The following is a 22,495-nucleotide window of genomic DNA, read 5'->3' as shown; positions in this document are numbered from 1 at the left end:
CGACGCTGAGGAATTTGGCGTGGCCTACCCCCCTCTGCCCTGCCGGACATCTCCCCCTCAAGGGGGGAGATTGCAATACGGACAAAGCGTCATTCTTCAATGAATATTTGTGATGACGGCCTTTTCAAGGATTTAGGCAGGGCCTTCATCTTGCTGATCTCCCCCCTTGAGGGGGAGATGTCCGGCAGGACAGAGGGGGGTAAACCACACGCAAAACCGTAGCGTCGTGTACAGTGGCGTTTGATAAAACGCACGGCGCTGTAAGGGCGGTATTGGCGGCTGCCTCAGATTGCCGCAAGCAGGGCCCTGGTAATCTTTTCGGTGCGATCCTTGCCGGGAACGGTGCCGATGCCGCTGGCGGTCGTGGCCTCTATGGCCCTCATGACGGTGGCGGCGGCCTGGCTTTCACCCAGATGCTCCAGCATCATGGCGCCGGACCAGACGGTGGCGATCGGGTTTGCAATGCCGAGATGGGCAATATCGGGGGCTGAGCCGTGCACCGGCTCGAACATCGAGGGGGCGGTGCGCTCGGGATTGATGTTGGCGGAGGCGGCAAAGCCAAGCCCGCCCTGAATGGCGGCACCAAGGTCGGTGAGAATATCGCCGAACAGGTTGGAGGCCACCACGACATCGAGGCTTTCAGGCGCCATGACCATGCGCGCGGCCATGGCATCGATGTGATAGCTCGTGACTTCGACATCCGGATAGTCAGCGCAAAGCGCCTTTGTCACATCGTCCCAGAACACCATGGAATATTTCTGGGCGTTCGATTTGGTGACGGAGGCAAGCTTGCCACGGCGGCTGCGGGCCTGTTCGAAGGCAAAACGCAGGATGCGCTCCACGCCGTTACGGGTGAAGATCGAGGTTTCGACGGCAACTTCATCGGCGCTGCCCTGGTGGATGCGGCCACCTGCGCCGGAATATTCCCCCTCGGTATTCTCGCGGATGCAGAGAATGTCGAATTCGGTTGCCTTGAGGGGCCCTTCCACTTTCGGCAGCAAACGGTGCGGACGGATATTGGCATATTGCACGAAGCTCTTGCGGATCGGCAGCAGCAGGCCGTGGAGCGAAACCGAATCCGCAACCTCGGCGGGCCAGCCGACAGCGCCGAGCAGAATGGCGTCGAAGCCGCGCAGGATCTCGATGCCGTCTTCCGGCATCATGGCGCCGGTTTGCTTGTAGAAAGCACAGGACCAGGGGAATTGCGTGCCTTCCAGCACAAAGTCATGCAGCGCGGCGGCCTTTTGCAACACCGCCCAGGCCGCGGCGGTCACGTCCTGCCCGATGCCATCTCCGGGGATAAGGGCAATCTTGTGGGTCTTCATCTTCTTCATCCGTTTCATTGTTTTACGAAAATGCCCAATCGCTCTAAATACCTGTTTTTAAGGACTTTCCGGACGGAAAACCGCTTTCCGCTTTTCTTGAAAATAGTCTAAAGCGTGTCGCGATCTTTCAGATTCGCTTCCGACGCTTTAAGTCATTGTTTTGTCGCATGTCGTTATCGCAAAACCGCTGCACACTTTTGCGCGCCATGCTTTAAAGGCCGATCAGCACGCTTTTGCTTTTACGGTTGGAATGAAATGCTTCCCGCCCCAGATCCTTGCCGATGCCCGATTGCTTGTAGCCGCCGGTGGGCAGAATATGGTCACGCGAACGGCCATAGCGGTTGACCCAGATGGTGCCTGCCTGCAATCTGCGGGTGAAGCGGATGGCGCGCGAGAGATCGCTGGTGAAAAGTCCCGCAGCAAGGCCGTAGCTCGGGTGGTCGGCCAGTGTCAGCGCCTCTTCCTCGTCTTCGAAGGTTTGCAAGGTCAGAACGGGACCGAAGATTTCCTCGATCACGGCAGGCGAGGCCTGATCGATGCCGGAAAGCAGGGTTGGCGCATAGAAATAGCCGGGGCCGTCCATGGCGAAGCCGCCTGTCAGGCATTCGGCGCCGGCGGCAAGCGCGGCCTTGACGATGGTATCGATACGCTGGCGCTGCCTGTCGGAAATGATCGGCGAATACTGGCTTGCCGCATCCCAGGTCGGGCCGGGAATAACGGTTTTCATCCGCTGCGATATGGCCTCCGCGAGGGGGGCTGCGGCGCTTTTTTCGACGATCAGCCGGGAGCCTGCAACACAGGCCTGTCCGGCATTGGCGGTGATGCTGGCGGTGATTGCCGCTGCCGCCTTTTCGATGTCGGCATCGGCAAAGACCACTTGCGGGCTCTTGCCGCCAAGTTCCAGCGTCATCGGCTTGATGCCGGTGCGGGCGATGTTTTCCATGATTGCCGCACCCGCGCGGGTCGAGCCGGTAAAGCTGATCTTGGCAATGTCGGGGTGGCCGGTCAGGGCGGTGCCGGTGGTCGAGCCATCGCCCAGCACGATGTTGACAAGGCCTGCCGGGATGCCTGCCCGCACGGCCAGCTCGGCAAGATAGAGCGTGGAGAAGGGCGTCATTTCCGATGGCTTGAGAACCACGGCATTGCCGGCGGCAAGTGCTGGACCAAGCTTCCATGCCGCCATGTTGATCGGGAAATTCCAGGGCGTGATGGCGCCCACCACCCCATAGGGTTCGGTCATGATCATGCCCAGATTGCCGTCATCGGTCGGCACCAGATCGCCGCCTTCCTTGTCGGCGAATTCGCCGAAGAAGCGGATCTGTTCGGCAGAAACGGCGATGTCGCCCGCCACCAGTTGCCCGACAGGACGGGTGGAGGAAACCGCCTCCAGCCGGGCCAGCGTTTCGGCCTCCTGTTCGATGAGATCGGCCCAGCGGTTGAGAACCGTGAGCCGCTCACGCGGGCGAATTCCGCCCCAGTTGCTGGATTTCAGGGCCGATTTTGCCGTCTGTACTGCCTGATCGACGAGATCGGCATCGGCTATCGGGCAGTCGGCATAGGTCTTTGCGTCGGATGGCCGCTGCATGGGGATTTCGCCCCCGGCGGCGACGAACCGGCCACCGATGAAGTGTCCCGCAGGCAGGCTCAGGCTGTCAGGGTCGAAACTCAGGCTCATCGCCATGCCTCCGGGTCAGGGTGTGACGGTGACGTAGATCTTGCGAACGGTTTCGATGGTCTTCCACACGCCGACAAAGCCCGGCTTCATGACAAAGCTGTCGCCTGCCTTGTAGACGACCGGCTCGCCATCCCTGGGGGTGATTTCCACGACGCCCGACAGGATGTGGCAGAATTCGAAGGTCTCGCCCTTGATGGAGTGGGTCAGGCCGGGGGTCGCCTCCCAGACGCCGGTGTGGACCAGTTCGCCATGCGCTTCATCCTGCGCCCATGTCTTGAATTGCGGATCGCCGGAAATCAGCCTGTCCGGCGCGGGGCGGCCTTCACGCGGCGCAAATGACGGGTTGGTGTCGATGGTCTTGAGGAGCGACATGCTTGTCCCTTCGATAATGGTGTTTCGACTGCGCCATGGCGCGGGCAGGGCGGATGACGCAGCTGGCGCCATCTTCCGGTCTGATGGCCAAGGTTAGCCGTCAGGCAAAGGGATGGCTGCTGAAAGTGAAGCGGATACGGTGCAATCTTGTGCGCAACCGCAGCTTTGCAGTGAAATGTTTCGCCGGGCTCGCGCTACCATCATCATTGGGAGAGAGGGGCTTTCTGCTGGGCCTGCCATAGGGATTTATCGCGGCTGGGTGAGGGATGGACACGAAGATACCACAGATATTGCATGTCGATGCCTTTGAGATGCGCACGGCCGACATTGCTGAGGCCGAGCTGTCGCAGCTTCAGGCGTTGTCCATTGCCGTTGGCTGGCCGCATCGGGCCGCCGATTGGCAGCATGTGCGCGAGGTCGGGCACGGCTTCGTGGCGCTGGATGAAATCGGGCGTATATCGGCCTCGTCCATGTGGTTTCCGCATGGAGAAAGCTTCGCCACGTTCGGCATGTTGATTACCTCGCCACGGCTCCAGGCCAATGGCGCGGCGCGATGGCTGGTGGAGCGCATTCTTGCCGATTGCGCGGGCCGGGATCTGCGTCTCATCTCCACCCGCGATGCCCGCCGCCTTTATGCCTCGCTGGGTTTTCGCCCGCAAAGAACCATCTATCAATGCCAGGGCGAGGCCGTCACGCCGCCTGAAACGGCCGCCATTGCCGATGGGCTGACGCTGAGACAGATGGATCCCGGCGATATAGACGCCCTGACGGCGCTGGACGCACCCGCCTTCGGCGTGGCGCGGCGCGCTCACCTCGTTCGGCTGCTCGAACGCTCGATCTCTTATGGCCTCTATGACGGGGAGCGGCTGCTGGCCTATGCGATGAGGCGCCGCTTCGGTCGCGGGCATGTGATCGGGCCGGTCGTGGCCGCGAGCGACGCGCAGGCCATAGCCGTCACTGAGCCGCATATTCGGGCCCATGTGGGCACTTTCCTGCGCATCGACCTTCGCTTCGAAACGGGTGACTTCGCCAATTTCATTCACCAATCGGGTCTGGGCGTCTATGATACGGTCAAGACAATGGTGACGACCGACGCCGCCAGCTATGGCGAGGGCGGGGATGGCCAGCCGGTCGTCTACGGGCTGGCCTCGCAATCCTTTGGCTGAAGCATCCGGCAGGGCGGAGCGTCAGGGTTACGAAAGCCACCGTTTCCGCTTCACGCCAGCCGTGAATTTCCCTCAATCACTGCCTCCGGCAAGCCTTGCTTCCAGAACAGCCAGCGGGTGGGGCAGGGCTTTGCCGTTCATGTGGCGCACCTGTGCGCGGCAGGAATAGCCGGTTGCCATCACGGCATGGCCGGGCCGGTCCTTGTTCACTTCGGCTTTCCAGCTCATGTCGTAAAGGCGATCGGAGATCGCGCGATTGGCGCTTTCATGGCCGAAGGTTCCCGCCATGCCGCAACAGCCGGTTTCGGTAATGTCGAGCTTTATGGCGGCTGCGTCGAAGATGCCTTTCCACGCGGCAAGGCTTGCGGTTGCATTGCTGCGTTCGGTGCAGTGAACAAGCAGCGTGGCCTGGCTGGAAGCGGCAGGCTTTGCCGCGGCAATGGCCGCCAGATGCTGGCTCAGCCATTCCTGCGGCAGCAGGACCGGCGCCGTCAGGCGGGTTTCCGGCAGGGCGGCATATTCGCTGCGGAAGGTCAGCGTCATTGAAGGATCAAGGCCAACCAGCGTCACGCCAAGCGAGCCCAGGCCGTCGAGATAGGTCCGGGTTGCGATGGCCGCCCGGCGGAATGCGGCAAGATAGCCATGCACATGCATGGGTTTGCCGTTGATATGGGGTGCGGCAAGATAGGGCGAGAGGCCAAGCTTGCGGGCAAGCTTCACGGCGCTTGACAGCACGGCGGTATCGAAGCGGGCGGTGAAGACATCCGCCACGAAAACCACGCATCTGGCCCGCTCGTGCGGGGAAAGCGCCTGCATGTCCGCCAAGCGGGCAAGCGGCAGTTCCAGCGCCCTGCATTCAGCCTCCAGCGAGCGTGGCGGCAAGGCGGGCAGGGCGGTCAGGCCAAGGCGGGCAAGCAGGCTTCGCCCGATGGGCGTGCCGGTTGCCAGATTGTAAAGCGGGCGGATGCGCGCCAAAAGCGGCATGGTGGTTTCGATGCTGGCAATGATCGGGTGTCGAAGCGGGCGCAGGTAGCGGGTATAATAAAGCTCGAGGAATTTCGAGCGGAAGGCCGGAACACTCACCTTGACCGGACATTGGCCGCTACAGGCCTTGCAGGCAAGGCAGGTGTCCATGGCCTCGCGCACGGCATGGGAAAAATCATCGGCATTGGCGGGGTTGAGGCTGTTCACGGCCCTGACAGGGGCGCGCAGCAGCCCGGCAAGCCGGGTGTGGCGCTGTGCGGCATGGCGGGGATCGATGTTCCGGCTTGCGAGAAGGCGCAGCCATTCGCGCATCAGCGAGGCGCGGCCCTTGGGGGAAAAGCGCCTGTCCCGCGTGGCCTTGTAGGAAGGGCACATCGGGCTTGCCGTATCGAAATCGAAGCAGGCGCCATTGCCGTTGCAATAGGCGGCATTGTCGAAGGCGGCGCGGATGTCATCGCCGAGGGTACGATCGAAGCTGCCGCGTAGCGGCACATCGTCGATGCGCAGCAGCGGCGAGCCGTCAGCGGTGGCGATCTTGCCCGGATTGAGCCGGTTCTGCGGATCGAAGGCCGCCTTGATGTCCTGAAGGGCCGGATAGAGCGAACCGAAAAATTCCGGCACATATTCCGAGCGCACGCCCTTGCCATGCTCTCCCCACAGCACGCCTCCATATTTGCGGGTGAGTTGCACCACCGCATCGCTGATGCGCCGGACCATGGCCTGATGGCCGGGGCGTGTGAGGTCGAGTGCCGGGCGCACATGCAGAACGCCTGCATCCACATGGCCGAACATGCCGTAGGAAAGACCTTCCGCATCCAGAAGCGCGCGGAATTCGCGAATATAGGCGGCGAGATTTTCCGGCGGCACGGCCGTGTCTTCCACGAAGGCCACGGGGCGGACGGGGCCATCCACATTGCCCAGCAGGCCGACGGCGCGTTTGCGCATCAGCCAGATGGTTTCCACATCCTGCGCATTGCGCGCGATGGTATAGCCCGCATGGCGCATGGCCGCGCCGTCGAGAGCCTGCGCCACGCGGGCGATATGCTCTTCCAGCGTGGCGGGATCGTCTGCCAGGACCTCGACGATGTTGATGCCGTTTGCGCTTCTTTCCCCGGCCTCGGGAAAGAAGGGGGCGATCCGGCTCCACACCATGTCGCCCTTGGCCAGGCCCAGCACCTTTTCGTCCACGGTTTCCACGGAAGCCACGCCAAGCCCGGCCAGGGCGCGGGCATCCTCAAGGGCGGTATTGAAATCGTCGTAGCGAATGTTGAACAGTGCCGCGCAGGCGGGAATGGGCAGGAGGTTGATCTCCGCCTCGGCAATCATCGCCAGCGTTCCTTCCGAGCCGCAAAGAATGGCGGTGAGATCGAAATGCCCGTCATCGCGGCGTACATGCGCCAGATCGTAACCCGTCAGATAGCGGTTGAGCTTGGGAAAGATGCGGGCGATGTCCTCGCTTCTTTCGCGCGTGATGCGCTCCACCGTGCGGTAGATGTCGCCAGCGCGGCCCGGCAGGGCTGTGGCCGCCGCAAGGCCGGCCTCGTCCAGCGGGCGAACCCATAAATCGGTGCCGTCCATCAGCACGACCCGAAGCCCGAGCACGTGATTGCTGGTCTTGCCGTAGAGGCAGGAGCCCTGGCCGCAGGCATCGGTGGAGATCATGCCGCCAATCGTTGCGCGGTTGGAGGTGGACAATTCCGGGGCAAAGAACAGGCCGTAGGGTTGCAGCGCCTGATTGAGCTGGTCTTTCACCACGCCCGCCTGAACGCGGGCCACCCGGCGTTCGGGATCGATATGAAGAATGGTGTTCATGTGGCGCGAACAATCCACCACGACGCCGGAGGTCAGCGACTGGCCATTGGTGCCGGTGCCGCCGCCGCGGGGCGTGATGGAAACAGTGCGGAATTCGGGCTTGGCCAGCACCTCGGCCAGAATGCGAAGATCGGCGGCGGCACGCGGAAACAACACCGCCACGGGCGGCACCTGATAGATGGAATTGTCGGTGGCTGCGACGATCCGGCTGGCCGCGCCCTTTTCCATGTCGCCGGAAAAACCCGCTTCCACCAATGCGTCGAACAGGGGCGCATCCGGCAGGCAGGCAGGCAGGGTGGCGGTCAGGCGAGGGATCATGGCAGAAGCACACTCATACTGGCGCATTGCCCCGAAAAGGATGCCGTTGCGGTTTTTCCTTCGGGACTGCATGGAAACAAAAGGCACAGGGCCGGTAAGCTATAGCAACGCTTGAAGATGCGTGCCACATCCTTGCGTGAAAGAGTTGCGGATGGGGCCGGTGCTGACGGCGGTATCATCAGGACATGTCCTCGCCGTTGGGCAGGCGGCGGCGCATATAGGCCTGCGGGCTGCTGCCCATTTCCGTGCGGAAGGCATAGACGAAGGCGGAGGTGGAGCCATAGCCGAGTTCCATGGCGACCTGCGTCACGCCAAGCCCGCCGCCCAGCAACTCGATGGAGCGGAACAACCGCAGCCGCCGGCGCCATGAGCGCAGGCTCATGCCCAGCTCGATATTGAACCGCCTTGCAAGCGTGCGGGGCGAAAGGTTGAGCGTCTGGCTCCATTCCTCGGGGCTGCGGTCATCGGTGGGGTCGAGGTAAAGCGCCTCGCACAATTTCGTCAGGGCGGGGCTGCGTGGCCATGGCAAAGCCGAAGGAAGCGGCTGCACGCGGCCGAGCTGGTCGAAAATCAGGGTGGTCACGCGGCCACGATAGCCATCGTCCGGGCCGTTGTCGCTGTCCTTTCCCAGTTCCGTGGCCTCCAGGATCAGGGCCTGCAACAAGGGCGACATCATGAAGATCGTGGGAACACGGGGCAGGCTTGCGCCCGCCTCGTCGGCAATCCACAGGCTGCGGAACACCGCCCCCAGCAGCGAGCCGACCCGATGCACGACGCCGGGAGGCAGCCAGGCGGCCTTGTCGGGCGTGATGACGAAGGACTCGCTTTCGGTATAGACGGTCAAAACCCCGGAAACGGCGTAGACCATCTGGTGCCAGGTGTGGGAATGTTCCGGGAAGAAATGACGCGCGGGAATGGACTGTGCCCGAACCGTCAGCGGTTGCGGGGGCGAAAGGCCTTCGGGCGTATGAATGGCGTGCCACATGGCTTGATCCCCATTTGAGGTTGATCCCCATTTTGGCAGCTATTCTATATCGATTGTCCCGCCATTGAAATACAGCCATCTGTCTTTTCGTTAACCTCCAATCTCAAGAGGCGATGTGACCAAGATCGACCGGGGCGGGCAGGGCCGCTGCGGTTCCCTTTTCTCAAGCGCAGGCGTGCCCATGTCCGACATTTCAGCCCATGAAGCAATACAGCCCGCCCATCGGGATCTCGAACGGTCCGCGCGCGGGAATCTGGCGCGGCTGACGATTGCCCAGGCGCTTGGCGGCGCCAATTCTGCCATGGTTTATTCCACGGGCGCCATTGTCGGTCATTCGCTGGCGCCCACGCCTGCGCTCGCCACCATGCCGATTTCGATGTTCGTCGTGGGAATGGCCTTGTCTACCTTGCCCGCCGGGATGATCGCGCAGCGCTACGGCCGGCGCACTGCATTTCTCGTGGGAACGGGAAGTGGCGTGCTGGTGGGGCTTCTGGCGTCGCTGGCGGTTTATGCCGGATCCTTCTGGCTCTATTGTCTGGCGACGTTTTTCGGCGGAGCCTATGCCGCCGTGGTGCTTTCGTTCCGTTTTGCCGCTGCCGATTGCGTATCTCCGGAAAAGCGCCCGCGCGCCTTGTCCTTCGTAATGGCGGGCGGTGTTTTTGCCGGCGTGATCGGGCCGCAAATCGTCAACAGCACCATGTATCTGTCCATGCCCTACATGTTTGCCGCAAGCTATATTGCGCAAGCGGGGCTTGCGGTGGCCTCGGCACTGCTTCTCATCGGCGTGCGTCTGCCAAAGCCTACGAAAACGGAAAGTGCCGGAGGCCGCAGTCTGGGCGAAATTGCCCGTCAGCCGCGCTTTCTGACTGCCGTGACCTGTGGCGTCGTTTCCTATCTGCTGATGAATTTCCTGATGACGGCAGCGCCCCTGGCCATGCAGATCTGCGGCCTGTCGCAGGAATCCTCCAACCTCGCCATCCAGTGGCATGTGATCGCCATGTACGGCCCAAGCTTCTTCACCGGCAGGCTGATTACCCGTTTCGGCGCACCGCGCGTCGTCATGGCAGGGCTGGTGCTGACCGGCGCGGCGGCGGCCGTCGGGCTTGCCGGAACGGATGTGGCGCATTTCTGGATCACGCTGATCGTGCTGGGCGTTGGCTGGAATTTCGGCTTTGTCGGCGCCTCGGCGCTGGTGCTGGAATGTCACCGCCCGGAGGAAAAGGCGCGGGTTCAATCACTCAACGATTTCGCCGTGTTCGGCACCATGACCTTCGGCTCCTTCCTGTCTGGCGGGCTGTTGACGGCCTATGGCTGGAATACGGTTCTGGCTCTCGCCTTCATTCCGCTGGTGCTGGCGCTGGTAACGCTGATGGCAACCTATGGACGCCGCGCAGCGATTGGCGCCTGAACCTGCCAAAGGCAAACAAGGATCGCCGTGCCCTTTGACTGGATGGGGGCAGGGTGCAACGATCGGGGCCGCACTGGGCTCCGGGAAAGGAAAGAATGCCGTGATGTGGGAGCATTGCGGCAAATCCAGGGGGAAGAAACGAACAGGAGCAGGGCATGGAACTCCGTTTGCAAAACAACCAACAAGGGGAACAAAAATGAAGACATCTCTTTTTCTGGCCACGCTTGGCGCGGCGGCAATCCTTTCGGGCAGCGCCATGGCGGGTACGCTCGATGACGTGAAGGCGCGCGGCAAGCTGAATTGCGGCGTAAGCTCAGGCACGGCAGGCTTTTCCGCTCCCGACGCCAAGGGCGTGTGGCAGGGCTTCGACGTGGCGATCTGCAGGGCCGTGGCCGCAGCCGTTCTCGGCGACCCGATGAAGGTCGATTTCGTGCCGACCACCGGTCAGACCCGCTTTACCGCGCTTGCATCCGGGGAAATCGACGTGCTGTCGCGCGCCACGACCTGGACCTTCTCCCGTGACACGGACCTGAAGCTGACCTTTGCGGGCACCAATTTCTACGACGGTCAGGCCTTTATGGTGAAGAAGGAACTGGGCGTGACCTCTGCGGCCAACCTCAACGGCGCAACGATCTGCATCCAGTCCGGCACCACGACCGAGCTCAATCTCGCCGAATATTTCCGCCTCAACAAGATGACCTACGAGCCGGTGCCGGTGGATTCCAGCGCCGAAGGCGAGCGCCAGTATCAGGCCGGCGCCTGCGACGTCTATACCAGCGACGGCTCGAACCTCGCCTCGGTGCGCGCAAGCTTCAAGGATCCTGCCGATCACATCATCCTGCCGGAGGTCATCTCCAAGGAACCGCTGGGGCCGATCGTTCGCCAGGGCGACGAACAGTGGGCTGACATTGTTCACTGGACGCAGAACGCGCTGTTTGCCGCCGAAGAGCTGGGCGTGACCAAGGCCAATGCCGACCAGATCGCCGCCAGCACGGAAAATCCTGAAATCAAGCGCCTGCTTGGCAAGGATGGCAATCTCGGCAAGATGATCGGGCTCGACGCTGATTGGGCCAAGCGCGCCATCATGGCGGGCGGCAATTACGGCGAGATCTACGATGCCAATCTCGGTACCGAGACGCCGATCAAGCTGGCCCGCGGCATGAACGCCCAGTGGACCAAGGGCGGCATGATCTACTCGCAGCCTTTCCGGTGAGAGTCTGAAAGACAGCCTCGACCTGTCGCATGAAAGACAAAAGGCCGGCGCATAGGCCCGGATAACCGGGCCGATGCACTTGCAGCATGGCGTGCGGGCGCGGCCAGCCCTCTGCTCGGCAGGGGCCGGGCCTTCCCGCAGCCGGCGAATTTCCAGAAGACAGAGCTGACGCGAGACCTTCGTTCCGGCCGCTTGCCGGAGCCCTGGCTCGGCAATGGCGGGGTATCACCAATGGCAAACGCAATCTCTCTCCCTTCGCGGGAGCCGCAGGAGGCTTTCCGGTTGAGCATGTTGCTCAATGACAGCCGCTACCGTTCCTATACCATCCAGATCGTCGTCCTCATGGCGCTGATGCTCGGCATAGCCTGGCTGGTGGACAATACCGTGCGCAATCTTGCCCTGCTGGGCAAGGATTTCTCCTTTTCCTTCCTGTGGTCCAAGGCAGGCTACGACATCAACCAGCAGCTGATTGCCTATGATACGCAGATGAGCCATGGCCGCGCGGCGCTGGTGGGACTTCTCAACACGCTGGTGCTGGCGCTCATGTCCTGCGCCTTGGCAACCGTCATCGGCGTGGTGGCGGGCGTGCTGCGGCTGTCGGGAAATCCCATCGTCGCGCGGCTCATGACCGTCTATGTCGAGGTGTTCCGCAATATTCCCCTGCTGATGTGGATCCTCGTATTCGGCGCCATCATGAGCGAGGCGGTACCCGCGCCCAGCGCTTTCAAGGGCGCCAATGCCTCGGCAAGCATGATTTTCGATGCCGTGGCCATCACCAATCGCGGCGTCTTCGTTCCGGTGCCTTTGTTCGTCCGTGATCTTGGCACGCTCAATCTCGGCGTGGTGCAGCCGGATATTGCAACGCTGGCGGTGCTTTTCACCATTGTGGCGTCTTTCCTTGCCAATCGTGCGCTTCTCAGACATGCAGCGGGCGTGCAGAGCCGCACCGGCGAGCGGCCTGTGACCTGGTGGAAAAGCCTGTTCGTTCTTTTTGCCCCGACGATCGTGCTCTTGTGGGTGCTCGGCTTCCATCTGGGCTATCCGGAATTGCGTGGCTTCAACTTCCAGGGCGGGCTGCAATTGCGCAACGCACTGATCGCCATGTGGCTCGGCCTGAGCGTTTATACCGGCGCCTTCATTGCCGAGACCGTGCGTGCGGGCATTCTGGCCATCTCGAAAGGCCAGTCGGAAGCTGCCCACGCCCTGGGCCTGCGACCCGGAAAAACCATGCGGCTGGTGGTGCTGCCGCAAGCGATGCGGGTGATCGTGCCGCCACTGATCTCGCAATATCTGAACATCACCAAGAATACCTCGCTGGGTCTTGCGGTGGGCTACATGGATCTGCGCTCGACGCTTGGCGGCATCACCATCAACCAGACCGGCCGCGAGCTGGAAGGGATGCTGCTGCTGATGATGATCTATCTGGCGATCAGCCTGACGATTTCCGGGGTGATGAATGTCTTTAATGCCCGTATCGGGCTGAAGGAGCGGTGATATGAGCCAGTCCAACCTTGCCTTCGTCAGAACCGAAATGCTTTCGGCCCGCACGCCCCCGGCGGGCGAGACGAGCCCGCTGAACCTGCTGCGCAAGAGCCTTTTCGGCAACTGGGTCAGTGGCCTCTTGACCGTGATGTCACTGATTGCCCTCGTGCTCATGGTCCGCGCCATCGGCCCATGGCTTTACCATTCCGTATGGAACGCTCATTCGCTGAGCGAATGTCGCCAGATTCTGGCAGGCAGCGAGGGCGCCTGCTTTGCCGTGGTGCGCGATCGCTGGACGCAGCTTCTCTTCGGCTTTTACCCCTCCGCCTTTTATTGGCGCCCGGTCCTGGCCTTCGGCCTGATGCTCGTTGCGCTGGCGCCGGTGCTGTTTCCGCCTTTGCCGCGGCGCATGTTGTGGTTCAGCGCGCTGTTTCCCGGTCTCGCCTACTGGCTGATCTGGGGCGGCACTTTGTGGCTGCCGGTTTCGGTCTATATGGGCTTCATCGTCGCCGCTCTGCTGCTTGCCATATCCCGGCTCAGGGCTGGCGGGCTTGCCGCGGGGCTTGCGCTGGCGGGGGCGGTTCTCTGGTGGCTTTTTGCGGCATCGCCCGTCTCTACAGCCGCCGCCTCGCTGCTGCCTTTCATGCTGCCGGCGGTTTCCTCCCGCGAAATGGGTGGTTTTCTGTTGTCGATCGTCATTGGCGTCACCGGCATCTCGCTGTCTTTGCCGCTCGGCGTGGTGCTGGCACTGGGGCGGCGCTCGAAAATGCCGCTGGTCAAATCCATCAGCGTGATCTTCATAGAGTTCATCCGGGGCGTGCCGCTGATCACCATGCTGTTCACGGCATCGCTTCTGCTGAACTATTTCCTGCCGCCCGGCACGAATTTCGATCTGATCCTGCGGGTTATCATCATGGTGACGCTGTTTGCCACGGCCTATATGGCCGAGGTCATCCGCGGCGGTCTGGCGGCGCTGCCCAAGGGCCAATATGAAGCGGCCGAGGCCCTGGGTCTGGATTACTGGAAGGCACAGGCCCTGGTGATCATGCCGCAGGCGTTGAAAATTTCCATTCCCGGCATCGTCAATTCCTTTATCGGCCTGTTCAAGGACACGACCCTGGTGGTGTTCATCGGCCTTCTCGATCCGGTGGCGCTGTCGAATTCCATCCGGGCCAGCACCGACTGGCAGGGGATTTACTGGGAGTTGTTCATTTTCATCGGCGGGCTTTTCTTTCTCTTCTGCTTCGGCATGTCGCGCTATTCCATGCATCTGGAGCGCAGGCTGAAAACCGACCACCGCTGACCGGCGCTTTGCTGCCTTTCAGGCCGGCAGCAGACCGGCCTGAACACCTCCTGAACCACACTGAATTCGCGAAGGATCATTGCCATGGTACATCTAGCGGCAGAAAGCATAGGTGCCGAACAGATGGGCATCTCCAACGAGATCACCATCCGCATCGAGAATATGAATAAATGGTACGGCACCTATCATGCGCTGCGCGATGTCAATCTGACCGTGCGGCGGGGGGAACGTATTGTTGTCGCAGGGCCATCCGGCTCTGGAAAATCCACCATGATCCGCTGCATCAACCGGCTGGAGGAACACCAGACGGGACGCATCGTCGTTGACGGGATCGAGCTTTCGTCCGACCTGAAGAATATCGATCTGGTGCGTTCGGAAGTGGGCATGGTCTTCCAGCATTTCAATCTTTTCCCGCATCTGACCATTCTGGAAAACTGCACGCTGGCGCCGATCTGGGTTCGCAAAATGCCGCGCAGGGAAGCCAATGCGCTGGCCATGCATTTTCTGGAAAAGGTCAAGATTCCCGATCAGGCCCATAAATATCCGGGCCAGCTTTCCGGCGGGCAGCAGCAGCGGGTGGCCATTGCGCGGGCGCTGTGCATGAAGCCACGCATCATGCTGTTTGATGAACCCACCTCGGCGCTGGACCCCGAAATGGTCAAGGAAGTGCTGGACACCATGATCAAACTGGCGGAAGACGGCATGACAATGCTGTGCGTGACCCATGAAATGGGCTTTGCGCAAGCCGTTGCCAACCGGGTGATCTTTATGGATCAGGGGCAGATTATCGAGGAAAACAATCCGCAGGATTTCTTCAACGCCCCGAAATCGGAGCGCACGCGGCTTTTCCTCAGCCAGATCCTGCGTCACTGACCGGCGTGCTTCAAGCTTTTGTTTTTGCGCATTTTCGGATGGAAAACCGTGACTACATTTTTCTGGAAATGCTCTATATGCATGTTTTCCAAATGAGGCTGCCATGACATCGTCTTCGATTTTGCCGCTGCTGGAAGCGGTTGAAAACCGCCGAAATACCAATTCCCTCAAATGGGACAGTGCAAGCCAGTTGCTTTCGCCGGCGGCGGCGGCCTGCGATCCCTTGCCCATGTGGGTGGCGGATATGGATTTCAAGCCACCGAGGCCGGTTATCGAGGCCATGGTGCGGGCGGCAGAAACAGCGGTTTTCGGCTATTCGTCAGCCCACAATCCGTCCTATCTCGAAGCGGTGCGGGGCTGGCAGAAGCGGCGCTTCGGCTTCGATGTCGCGCCGGAGTGGATCGTTCCTGTTTCGGGTGTCATCACGGCCTTGAAAACCATCATTCAGGCCTTTTCCAATCCCGGTGACAGCGTGCTGATCCAGCCGCCGGTCTATGCGCATTTTCACGATGATGTGCTGCTTAACGGTCGTTTTCCGGCCTTTGCACCGCTCCAGCGCCGGCAGGGTGGCTATAGCTACGATCCGGAGGTTTTCGAGGCGGCTATCCGTCCCAATACCCGGATTTTCATTCTGTCCAATCCACACAATCCCACGGGCAATGTCTGGAGCGAAGAGGAATTGCGCAGCATGGGCGAAATCTGCGCCCGTCACGGGATTCTGGTGATTTCCGATGAAATTCACCAGGATCTGATCCTCAATCCGGCTTGCCGGCACGTGCCCTTCGCCAGCCTTTCGCCGGAGCTTGCGGACATTTCAATCACCTGCACTGCGCCGTCCAAGACCTTCAACCTGCCCGGCTTGCAATGCGCCAATGCCTTCATCCCCAATCCACGCCTCAAGGGGGAGTTCCAGCGGCAGCTGGAACGCAATCTCTATCCTCGCGTCAACGCCATGGGCCTGGTCGCCGCTGAAGCGGCCTATCGTCATGGCGAGCCCTGGCTGGACGCACTTCTGGAGCAGGTCCGAAGCAACCACGCCCATTTTTCAACCGCAATCAATGGCTTGAAGGCCGGGATAGAGGTGCTTCCCGCCGACGCACTCTACCTGACCTGGATGGATTGCCGCGGGCTCGGCATGGACGCGGCCGCCCTTGAACATTTCATGCTGACCAAGGCGCGCCTCTGGCTGGACAAGGGCCAGAAATTCGGCGTCGAGGGACACGGCTATATGCGCATCAACCTCGGTTGCCCGCGCGCCACCGTGGAGGAGGCAATCGAGCGATTGCAGGCAGCACTTGCAGCCCACAAAAACGGCTGATCACGAGAGCGCCGAACTGGAAAGGGCGGCGCATTCGTCGTCGTGCGTTGGATAAGATGCACGAAGGTGGCAGATCCTTTGGCGAACCATTTAAGCTCATGAAAAAGGGCCCAGCGATTTCTCGCTAAGCCCTTGAAAAGGATGGTGGGCGTGACAAGGATCGAACTTGTGACCCCTACGATGTCAACGTAGTGCTCTCCCGCTGAGCTACACGCCCATCCGATGAGCGGCATAGACCATAAAAGGCCTTTGCCCGTCAACTGCTTTTTTGACGGGCCTTTCAATAAACGCCTAAGTGCTTATGCCGCCAGCAATTTGTTCACTTCATTCACCAGGTCGCGCAGGTGGAAGGGCTTGGATAGCACCTTTGCATCCTTGGGGGCCTTGGAGTCGGCATTCAGGGCCACGGCGGCAAAGCCGGTGATGAACATGACCTTGAGGTCCGGGTCCAGTTCGGTGGCGCGGCGGGCAAGCTCGATGCCGTCCATTTCCGGCATGACGATGTCGGTCAGCAGCAGGGAGAAGGGTTCTTCGCGCAGGCGGTCATAGGCGCTTGCGCCATTATCATAGGAGGCGACCTTGTAGCCGGCCTTTTCCAGCGCCTTCACCAGGAAGCGGCGCATATCGTTGTCGTCTTCGGCGAGAAGGATTTTCTGAGTCATTGAAGGACCGTTACTCGATAGATGATTGGGCTGATGCCAGCTTTCCCAAATATTCCCCGCTCTGTAAATATCCTGTGAAAGCGGAAAGTGTAGGGGTGAGGCGTGCATATGGACTTCAAACACGCCTGCTGGCAACATATGTCATGTAGCAACATCGTGATTTGGTAAAGAAGGGGTATGATGCAGCCCGAGGCAACGGATTTCGAGCTGTTTGACGTGCTGGAGCCCGCGCATCAGACAATTCCCTTCGTTTACAACTCCCCCCATAGCGGACGTCATTATCCACAGGAGTTTCTGGAAAGCGCCCGGCTGGACGGGCTGGAAATCCGGCGCTCCGAGGATCATTTCGTCGATCAGCTTTTTGCGGATGCGCCGCTGCGGGGTGCTCCGCTTCTCAAGGCGAATTTTCCGCGCGCCTTTATCGATGTCAATCGCGAGCCGTATGAGCTCGATCCGCGCATGTTCAGCGGTCCGCTGCCCTCCTATGCCAACAGCAATTCCGTGCGGGTGGCGGGCGGGCTTGGCACCATCCCCCGCATCGTCGCCGAAAACATGGAGATCTATCAACGTCGGCTGAGTGTGGAGGAAGGTCTTTCCCGCATCGAGCGCTTCTACAAGCCCTATCATTCCTGCCTGCGGCGGCTGGTGGCGCGCACCCATGCAGCTTTCGGCACGGCCATTCTCATCGATTGCCACTCGATGCCTGGCAATATTCGTATTTCCGGTTCGGGCCTGCGGCCGGATTTCATCATTGGCGATCGCTATGGCACCAGCGCTTCTGCCGAACTCACGCAGGCCGCCCTGGAAATTCTCGGAGATTTCGGCTTCACGGCGGTGCGTAACAAGCCTTATGCCGGCGGTTTCATCACCGAGCATTATGGGCGGCCGGGCCGAGGCCTGCACGCCTTGCAGATCGAGATCAATCGCGCTCTTTACGTCGATGAGGTCACGCTGGAACGCAGGCCGGATTTTGCGCTTCTGGCGGAAATGCTCTCGAGCTTCATCCAGCGCATGGCGCTTTATGCCGCGGATCTGCGCGGTGAAGGCGCCTGGGCGGCGGAATAGCCGCATTTCTCACATTTTTACCGATTGCTTGCAGTGCGCCCCTTTGCGCAAAGGTGCGGCTTTGCGCGATGTCGAGGCAAAAAAAACCGCGCTGGAAGCGCGGTCAAGTCTAGGGAGGAAACACCCAAGGAGGGCATTTACAGTCGGAAGACTGTGACTTCACTGTATATTGCGCCGCACAAATGTCAAGCGGTTTTGTTGGTTTTTTATGCAGGCTCAAGAAATAGGCATTTTTTCTTCCCATCCCTGCGTGCCACTTGCTCTTCACACTCTCGGCAATGCCGGTTATGGAGCATATAGCCTTTTAAACTGACGGGCTGATCCCCGTCCCAGGAGCCCTCATGCGTCCCAGCCGTGACTTTTTCGAACGCCTTGCCGCTGCGGCCCGCCTTGAGACCTTGCCGCGTTTTCGCACGGGGCTTGATGTCGTCAACAAGGACAGGGGCGGTTACGATCCGGTGACGGAAGGCGATCAGGCTGCCGAACGTGCCATTCGCGCCTTGATCGAGGCGGAATTCCCCGATCACGGTATTTTGGGCGAAGAACAGGGCAATATCGGGCTGGAAAGGCGTTTTGTCTGGGTTATCGATCCGATCGATGGCACGCGCGCCTTCATTTCCGGCCTGCCGACCTGGGGTACGCTGATCGGTTTTCGCGAGGGCGGGCAGTCCGTCATGGGGCTGATGGACCAACCCTTTACGGGCGAGCGGTACTTCGCCGATGGCGAGCGCTCCTGGTATAGCGGGCCGGATGGCGAGCGGCAGTTGAAGACCAGGGCTTGCGAGACCCTCGGCGATGCCGTGCTTTACACCACGTCGCCGGATATATTCCTGCCTGAGGAAAAAAATCGCTTCGATGCCGTGCGCAATGAGGTTCGGCTGACGCGCTATGGCGTTGATTGCTATGCCTATGTATTGCTGGCGGCGGGGTTTGTCGATCTGGTGATAGAAACCGGCCTGAAGCCTTATGATGTCGGGGCGCTCATTCCCATCATCCGCCAGGCCGGTGGCGTGATCACCACATGGACGGGCGGTTCGCCGGAAGAGGGCGGCGCCATCATCGCGGCGGGGTCGCAAAGCCTGCATCGGCAGGCACTGGCGCTTTTGCAGGACTGATCTGCTGCCACGGAGCCGACGTCAGGCCTCCTCGATATTTTCCTCGCCGCCCAGGTTTGCGTCTGCATCGCTGCCTGGAATGAAAGCGTGCAGCGCCGCCAGCGCCTGCGTGCGGTAGCGGTCCTGTTCCTGAAACACCTCGTGGCGCGCACCGGCAATGGGCAGGATCTGGCCTGCCCGGAAATTCCGGGCCAGATGTTCCTGCGCCGAAAATGGCACGACGCCATCCTGCATTGGCGCAATCACCAGCGTGGGTATGGTGATCCGGGTCAGGTGGGCGGGGCTCTGGACACGGCGAATGGCCTTGTCGCACTCGTGCAGCCAGCGGGCCGAGGGCGGGCCGAGGGCGAGTTCCGGAACATTGACGGCAATCGAGATGTTGCGCGCAAAGCGCTTTTCATCTCCCGTCAGCGGGTTTCCGTCGAAAAGCGGCGGGCGGCTGCCCTTGGAAAAGGCCATGGTGCCAAAACCAGAAAGGGATGCGAGCCGCGCCAGCGCAAAGATCTTGCGTGCCGCCATGATTTCCCCGTGCAGGCCGACAAAGGGTGCGGAGAGCACCATGCGTTGAATGCGGTTGCCAAGCCGGGGCGCTGCCGAAAGGGCAATCAACCCGCCGGTGGAATGGGCCAGCAGGTAAAGCGGCAGGCGTCCATCGGGCAGGGCGACGCTTTCGATGAAGCTTGTCAGATCTTTTTCATAGTCCTCGAAGCGGCGCACATGGCCACGCAGGCGGTCCTTCAGCGGTCTGTCGGAAAGTCCCTGGCCGCGCAGGTCGTAGGTTGCCACCCAAAGCCCGGCTTCGGTGAGATCGCGAATGGTTTCGAAATATTTCTCGATGCATTCGCTGCGGCCATGCACCAGCACGACAGTGCCTTTGGCGGGCCTGGTGCTTTTGAACAGGCCATAGCGCAGCCGCACGCCGTCATGGGCGGTGAAATAGCCGGAACGATGCGGTTCCGGCATGGGGTTTTGCGGAATGTCGTGCAGCACGTGATCCATGCAAGGGCCTTCTCAACTCACGCGGACATGGGTGATCTCACCAGACCCTTTGCCACGCAAAAAGGCAAGCGCCACCTTGGCGCAATGCAGGGTCTTGAACCGGGAGCGCGCCATTCCCATCTGAAGTCTGCGGGTGCCGAAAGGGCCTGCGAATGCGGCCGCTACAGCCACTGAAGGGGTATCGGTCCGTCACAACCGCAATCGTCGCTTCTCAGGAGGACATCCATGCGTCACGTTGATTTTTCCCCGCTCTACCGTTCCACCGTTGGCTTCGACCGCCTGTTCACCATGCTGGACAGCCTTGGCCAGCCGGACCAGGCGCAGAGCTATCCGCCCTACAATATCGAGCGTACCGGCGAAAATACCTATCGCATCACCATGGCGGTGGCCGGTTTCGATGAGCGCGAACTCAGCATCGAGGCTCATGCCCATGTATTGGCCGTCAAAGGCGAAAAGGCCGAGGACGAGCCCGCCGGACAGAGCGAATTCCTCTATCGCGGCATTGCCAAGCGCGCCTTCGAGCGCCGCTTCCAGCTTGCCGACCATGTGGAGGTAACAGCTGCCTCGCTGAAAAACGGTCTGCTGCATATCGATCTCTTGCGCAATATTCCCGAAGCCATGAAGCCGCGCCGGATCGCGATTTCCGCCGAACCCGTCAGCACGCCGAAGGCCATCGAGGCCAAGCTCGCCTGAGACGGCTTTAGCATTTTCAGGAAAAGTGGAAACCGGTTTTCCGTCCGAAAATGCGTAAAAACAAATAGTTAGAGCCTTTCACCGTTTCCGTGAAACAATGAAAGGCTCTAGCACGTCCAGCAAAATCGCGGAAACAAGATGTAAGAGCAATGCAGGTGAACCCGCGTTCACCAAGACATCTGCCACAGACATGAAAAGGGCGGCTCGCAGGCCGCCCTTATTGTTTATATCGACGCTGCATCACCGCGGCAGAACGGTCGATCCCATCAGCGCCTCGTCGATGGCGCGTGCAGCCTGGCGGCCTTCGCGAATGGCCCAGACCACCAGCGACTGGCCGCGCCGCACATCGCCTGCCGCCCAAAGCTTGTCCACCGAGGTGCGGTAGTCGCGGTCATTGGCGACCACATTGGTGGAGCCGCGCCGGTCGGTGTTGAGGGTGAGCCGGTCGCCCAGATCCTTGATGACGCTATCGGTGAAGGGGCCGGAAAAGCCGATGGCGATGAAGGCGAGATCGGCCTTGATGATGAACTCGGTGCCCGGAACCGGGCGGCGGCGCTCATCCACCTGGCAGCATTTCACCCCGGTCAGCACACCGTCTTCGTCGCCGACGAATTCCAGCGTGCCGACCTGAAACTCGCGCACGGCGCCTTCGGCCTGGCTGGAGGAGGTGCGCATCTTGGTGGCCCAGAACGGCCAGACGGCAAGCTTGTCTTCCTTTTCCGGCGGACGCGGGCGAATGTCGAGCTGCGTGACCTTCACTGCGCCCTGACGGAAGGCGGTGCCAACGCAGTCGGACGCCGTATCGCCGCCGCCGACCACCACGACATGCTTGCCGCCCGCCACGATGGGCTCGGAGGGCCAGCCGGCGCTGTCGATGTTTTCGCGGCCGACGCGGCGGTTCTGCTGCACCAGATAGGGCATGGCATCATAGACGCCGTGGAATTCAACGCCGGGAATGCCTGCCTCGCGCGGGGTTTCGGAACCGCCGCAATAAAGAACGGCATCGTGCTCGGCCAGCAGCGCGTCCATGGTCACGTCAACGCCGACATTGACGCCGCAATGGAAGGTAACGCCTTCGCCCTTGATCTGCTCGACGCGGCGGTCGATGAAGTTCTTCTCCATCTTGAAGTCGGGAATGCCGTAGCGCAGCAGGCCGCCGGGCTTGCTCTCGCGCTCATAGACATGCACGTCGTGACCGGCGCGGCCAAGCTGCTGGGCCGCGGCCAGACCAGACGGCCCGGAGCCGATGATGGCGACCTTCCTGCCGGTCTTGATGGTGGCGGGCTGCGGCACGATGAAGCCCAGCTCATAGGCCTTGTCGGCAATGGCCTGTTCCACGGTCTTGATGGCAACGGGCGTGTCTTCCAGGTTCAGCGTGCAGGCTTCCTCGCAAGGCGCGGGGCAGACGCGGCCGGTAAATTCCGGGAAGTTGTTGGTGGAATGGAGGTTGCGGATCGCCTCTTCCCACTTGTTGTTATAGACTAGATCGTTCCAGTCCGGGATCTGGTTATGCACCGGACAGCCGGTTGGACCATGGCAATAGGGAATGCCGCAATCCATGCAGCGCGCCGCCTGCTTGGTGACTTCGGCATCCGACATCGGAATGGTGAATTCCCGGTAGTGACGGATACGATCGGAGGCAGGCTGGTACTTCGCCACCTGCCGGTCGATTTCCATGAAACCTGTTACCTTACCCATTTTCTCGTCCTGCTAAACTGAAACCTCTG

18 protein-coding genes and 1 tRNA gene are annotated in these 22,495 nt (G+C 61.0%); 10 read left to right on the top strand and 9 right to left on the bottom strand.

Annotation, left to right across the window (positions count from 1 at the left end; translation table 11 throughout):
- Positions 1 to 284: 284 nt before the first annotated feature.
- From T424_RS0112160 to T424_RS0112150, 3 genes are all read right to left on the bottom strand, one after another.
- Complete coding sequence (locus tag T424_RS0112160; RefSeq protein WP_027487976.1) at positions 285 to 1,325, bottom strand: tartrate dehydrogenase; 1,041 nt, start codon at positions 1,323 to 1,325, stop codon at positions 285 to 287.
- Between the two features lie 211 nt (positions 1,326 to 1,536).
- A complete protein-coding gene (locus tag T424_RS0112155; protein WP_027487975.1) occupies positions 1,537 to 3,000 on the bottom strand; it encodes an aldehyde dehydrogenase family protein in 1,464 nt (487 codons plus the stop codon).
- 15 nt (positions 3,001 to 3,015) lie between these two features.
- Complete coding sequence (locus tag T424_RS0112150; RefSeq protein WP_027487974.1) at positions 3,016 to 3,372, bottom strand: cupin domain-containing protein; 357 nt, start codon at positions 3,370 to 3,372, stop codon at positions 3,016 to 3,018.
- 266 nt (positions 3,373 to 3,638) lie between these two features.
- On the opposite strand from T424_RS0112150, the gene T424_RS0112145 reads away from it, so the two are divergent.
- A complete protein-coding gene (locus T424_RS0112145) occupies positions 3,639 to 4,538 on the top strand; it encodes a GNAT family N-acetyltransferase (protein WP_027487973.1) in 900 nt (299 codons plus the stop codon).
- Positions 4,539 to 4,610: 72 nt separating this feature from the next.
- Here T424_RS0112145 and ydiJ read toward each other — a convergent pair whose 3' ends face one another.
- Both ydiJ and T424_RS0112135 read right to left on the bottom strand, forming a co-directional pair.
- On the bottom strand, positions 4,611 to 7,652 hold the full coding sequence (gene ydiJ / locus T424_RS0112140; protein WP_027487972.1) for a D-2-hydroxyglutarate dehydrogenase YdiJ: 3,042 nt from the start codon (positions 7,650 to 7,652) through the stop codon (positions 4,611 to 4,613).
- A 178-nt stretch (positions 7,653 to 7,830) separates the two neighbouring features.
- Positions 7,831 to 8,637: an AraC family transcriptional regulator gene (locus T424_RS0112135; protein ID WP_037067532.1), complete on the bottom strand. Its 807-nt coding sequence runs from the start codon at positions 8,635 to 8,637 to the stop codon at positions 7,831 to 7,833.
- A gap of 181 nt (positions 8,638 to 8,818) precedes the next feature.
- Here T424_RS0112135 and T424_RS0112130 point away from each other — a divergent pair, with 181 nt between their 5' ends.
- The 6 genes from T424_RS0112130 to T424_RS20880 all read left to right on the top strand — a co-directional run bounded on the left by T424_RS0112130 (position 8,819) and on the right by T424_RS20880 (position 16,234).
- Positions 8,819 to 10,045: an MFS transporter gene (locus T424_RS0112130; RefSeq protein ID WP_027487970.1), complete on the top strand. Its 1,227-nt coding sequence runs from the start codon at positions 8,819 to 8,821 to the stop codon at positions 10,043 to 10,045.
- Positions 10,046 to 10,241: 196 nt separating this feature from the next.
- Positions 10,242 to 11,258, top strand: a complete 1,017-nt coding sequence (locus T424_RS0112125; protein WP_027487969.1) for an amino acid ABC transporter substrate-binding protein — start codon at positions 10,242 to 10,244, stop codon at positions 11,256 to 11,258.
- A 231-nt stretch (positions 11,259 to 11,489) separates the two neighbouring features.
- Positions 11,490 to 12,752 carry an amino acid ABC transporter permease gene (locus T424_RS0112120; RefSeq protein ID WP_027487968.1) on the top strand — a complete coding sequence of 421 codons (1,263 nt, stop codon included), beginning with the start codon at positions 11,490 to 11,492 and terminating at the stop codon, positions 12,750 to 12,752.
- Position 12,753: 1 nt separating this feature from the next.
- Positions 12,754 to 14,043: an amino acid ABC transporter permease gene (locus T424_RS0112115; RefSeq protein WP_027487967.1), complete on the top strand. Its 1,290-nt coding sequence runs from the start codon at positions 12,754 to 12,756 to the stop codon at positions 14,041 to 14,043.
- A gap of 123 nt (positions 14,044 to 14,166) precedes the next feature.
- Positions 14,167 to 14,916, top strand: a complete 750-nt coding sequence (locus T424_RS0112110) for an amino acid ABC transporter ATP-binding protein (protein ID WP_161712567.1) — start codon at positions 14,167 to 14,169, stop codon at positions 14,914 to 14,916.
- A 103-nt stretch (positions 14,917 to 15,019) separates the two neighbouring features.
- Complete coding sequence (locus T424_RS20880) at positions 15,020 to 16,234, top strand: MalY/PatB family protein (RefSeq protein WP_037067529.1); 1,215 nt, start codon at positions 15,020 to 15,022, stop codon at positions 16,232 to 16,234.
- 142 nt (positions 16,235 to 16,376) lie between these two features.
- On the opposite strand, the gene T424_RS0112095 is transcribed toward T424_RS20880, so the two are convergent.
- Both T424_RS0112095 and cpdR1 read right to left on the bottom strand, forming a co-directional pair.
- A tRNA-Val gene (locus tag T424_RS0112095) sits at positions 16,377 to 16,451 on the bottom strand.
- Positions 16,452 to 16,533: 82 nt separating this feature from the next.
- A complete protein-coding gene (gene cpdR1, locus T424_RS0112090; RefSeq protein WP_027487965.1) occupies positions 16,534 to 16,896 on the bottom strand; it encodes a response regulator CpdR1 in 363 nt (120 codons plus the stop codon).
- Between the two features lie 180 nt (positions 16,897 to 17,076).
- Here cpdR1 and T424_RS0112085 point away from each other — a divergent pair, with 180 nt between their 5' ends.
- Both T424_RS0112085 and hisN read left to right on the top strand, forming a co-directional pair.
- The gene (locus T424_RS0112085; protein WP_027487964.1) at positions 17,077 to 17,961 is read left to right on the top strand and encodes an N-formylglutamate amidohydrolase; all 885 of its coding nucleotides are present in this window, start codon (positions 17,077 to 17,079) and stop codon (positions 17,959 to 17,961) included.
- A 341-nt stretch (positions 17,962 to 18,302) separates the two neighbouring features.
- Complete coding sequence (gene hisN, locus T424_RS0112080; protein WP_027487963.1) at positions 18,303 to 19,076, top strand: histidinol-phosphatase; 774 nt, start codon at positions 18,303 to 18,305, stop codon at positions 19,074 to 19,076.
- Positions 19,077 to 19,097: 21 nt separating this feature from the next.
- Here the strand turns inward: hisN and T424_RS0112075 are convergent, their stop codons facing one another.
- The gene (locus T424_RS0112075; RefSeq protein ID WP_027487962.1) at positions 19,098 to 20,075 is read right to left on the bottom strand and encodes an alpha/beta fold hydrolase; all 978 of its coding nucleotides are present in this window, start codon (positions 20,073 to 20,075) and stop codon (positions 19,098 to 19,100) included.
- A 225-nt stretch (positions 20,076 to 20,300) separates the two neighbouring features.
- On the opposite strand from T424_RS0112075, the gene T424_RS0112065 reads away from it, so the two are divergent.
- Positions 20,301 to 20,768, top strand: a complete 468-nt coding sequence (locus T424_RS0112065; RefSeq protein WP_027487961.1) for an Hsp20 family protein — start codon at positions 20,301 to 20,303, stop codon at positions 20,766 to 20,768.
- Positions 20,769 to 21,008: 240 nt separating this feature from the next.
- On the opposite strand, the gene T424_RS0112060 is transcribed toward T424_RS0112065, so the two are convergent.
- Complete coding sequence (locus T424_RS0112060; RefSeq protein ID WP_027487960.1) at positions 21,009 to 22,466, bottom strand: glutamate synthase subunit beta; 1,458 nt, start codon at positions 22,464 to 22,466, stop codon at positions 21,009 to 21,011.
- Positions 22,467 to 22,495 lie beyond the last annotated feature (29 nt).

Source organism: Allorhizobium undicola ORS 992 = ATCC 700741 (assembly GCF_000621665.1).
Classification (GTDB): Bacteria; Pseudomonadota; Alphaproteobacteria; order Rhizobiales; family Rhizobiaceae; genus Allorhizobium; species Allorhizobium undicola.
Note: the sequence above shows the minus strand (reverse complement) of the source record. Positions and strands in the feature narration are given on the sequence as shown.

Bases quoted from the DNA above. Each gene is read 5' to 3' on its own strand.
- T424_RS0112125 (WP_027487969.1), top strand. From the start codon at position 10,242: ATGAAGACATCTCTTTTTCTGGCCACGCTTGGCGCGGCGGCAATCCTT.
- hisN (WP_027487963.1), top strand. From the start codon at position 18,303: ATGCGTCCCAGCCGTGACTTTTTCGAACGCCTTGCCGCTGCGGCCCGC.
- T424_RS0112085 (WP_027487964.1), top strand. From the start codon at position 17,077: ATGCAGCCCGAGGCAACGGATTTCGAGCTGTTTGACGTGCTGGAGCCC.
- T424_RS0112155 (WP_027487975.1), bottom strand. From the start codon at position 3,000: ATGAGCCTGAGTTTCGACCCTGACAGCCTGAGCCTGCCTGCGGGACAC.
- T424_RS0112150 (WP_027487974.1), bottom strand. From the start codon at position 3,372: ATGTCGCTCCTCAAGACCATCGACACCAACCCGTCATTTGCGCCGCGT.
- T424_RS0112065 (WP_027487961.1), top strand. From the start codon at position 20,301: ATGCGTCACGTTGATTTTTCCCCGCTCTACCGTTCCACCGTTGGCTTC.
- T424_RS0112110 (WP_161712567.1), top strand. From the start codon at position 14,167: ATGGGCATCTCCAACGAGATCACCATCCGCATCGAGAATATGAATAAA.
- ydiJ (WP_027487972.1), bottom strand. From the start codon at position 7,652: ATGATCCCTCGCCTGACCGCCACCCTGCCTGCCTGCCTGCCGGATGCG.
- T424_RS0112145 (WP_027487973.1), top strand. From the start codon at position 3,639: ATGGACACGAAGATACCACAGATATTGCATGTCGATGCCTTTGAGATG.
- T424_RS0112120 (WP_027487968.1), top strand. From the start codon at position 11,490: ATGGCAAACGCAATCTCTCTCCCTTCGCGGGAGCCGCAGGAGGCTTTC.
- T424_RS0112115 (WP_027487967.1), top strand. From the start codon at position 12,754: ATGAGCCAGTCCAACCTTGCCTTCGTCAGAACCGAAATGCTTTCGGCC.
- T424_RS0112075 (WP_027487962.1), bottom strand. From the start codon at position 20,075: ATGGATCACGTGCTGCACGACATTCCGCAAAACCCCATGCCGGAACCG.
- T424_RS20880 (WP_037067529.1), top strand. From the start codon at position 15,020: ATGACATCGTCTTCGATTTTGCCGCTGCTGGAAGCGGTTGAAAACCGC.
- T424_RS0112060 (WP_027487960.1), bottom strand. From the start codon at position 22,466: ATGGGTAAGGTAACAGGTTTCATGGAAATCGACCGGCAGGTGGCGAAG.
- T424_RS0112160 (WP_027487976.1), bottom strand. From the start codon at position 1,325: ATGAAGACCCACAAGATTGCCCTTATCCCCGGAGATGGCATCGGGCAG.
- T424_RS0112130 (WP_027487970.1), top strand. From the start codon at position 8,819: ATGTCCGACATTTCAGCCCATGAAGCAATACAGCCCGCCCATCGGGAT.
- cpdR1 (WP_027487965.1), bottom strand. From the start codon at position 16,896: ATGACTCAGAAAATCCTTCTCGCCGAAGACGACAACGATATGCGCCGC.
- T424_RS0112135 (WP_037067532.1), bottom strand. From the start codon at position 8,637: ATGTGGCACGCCATTCATACGCCCGAAGGCCTTTCGCCCCCGCAACCG.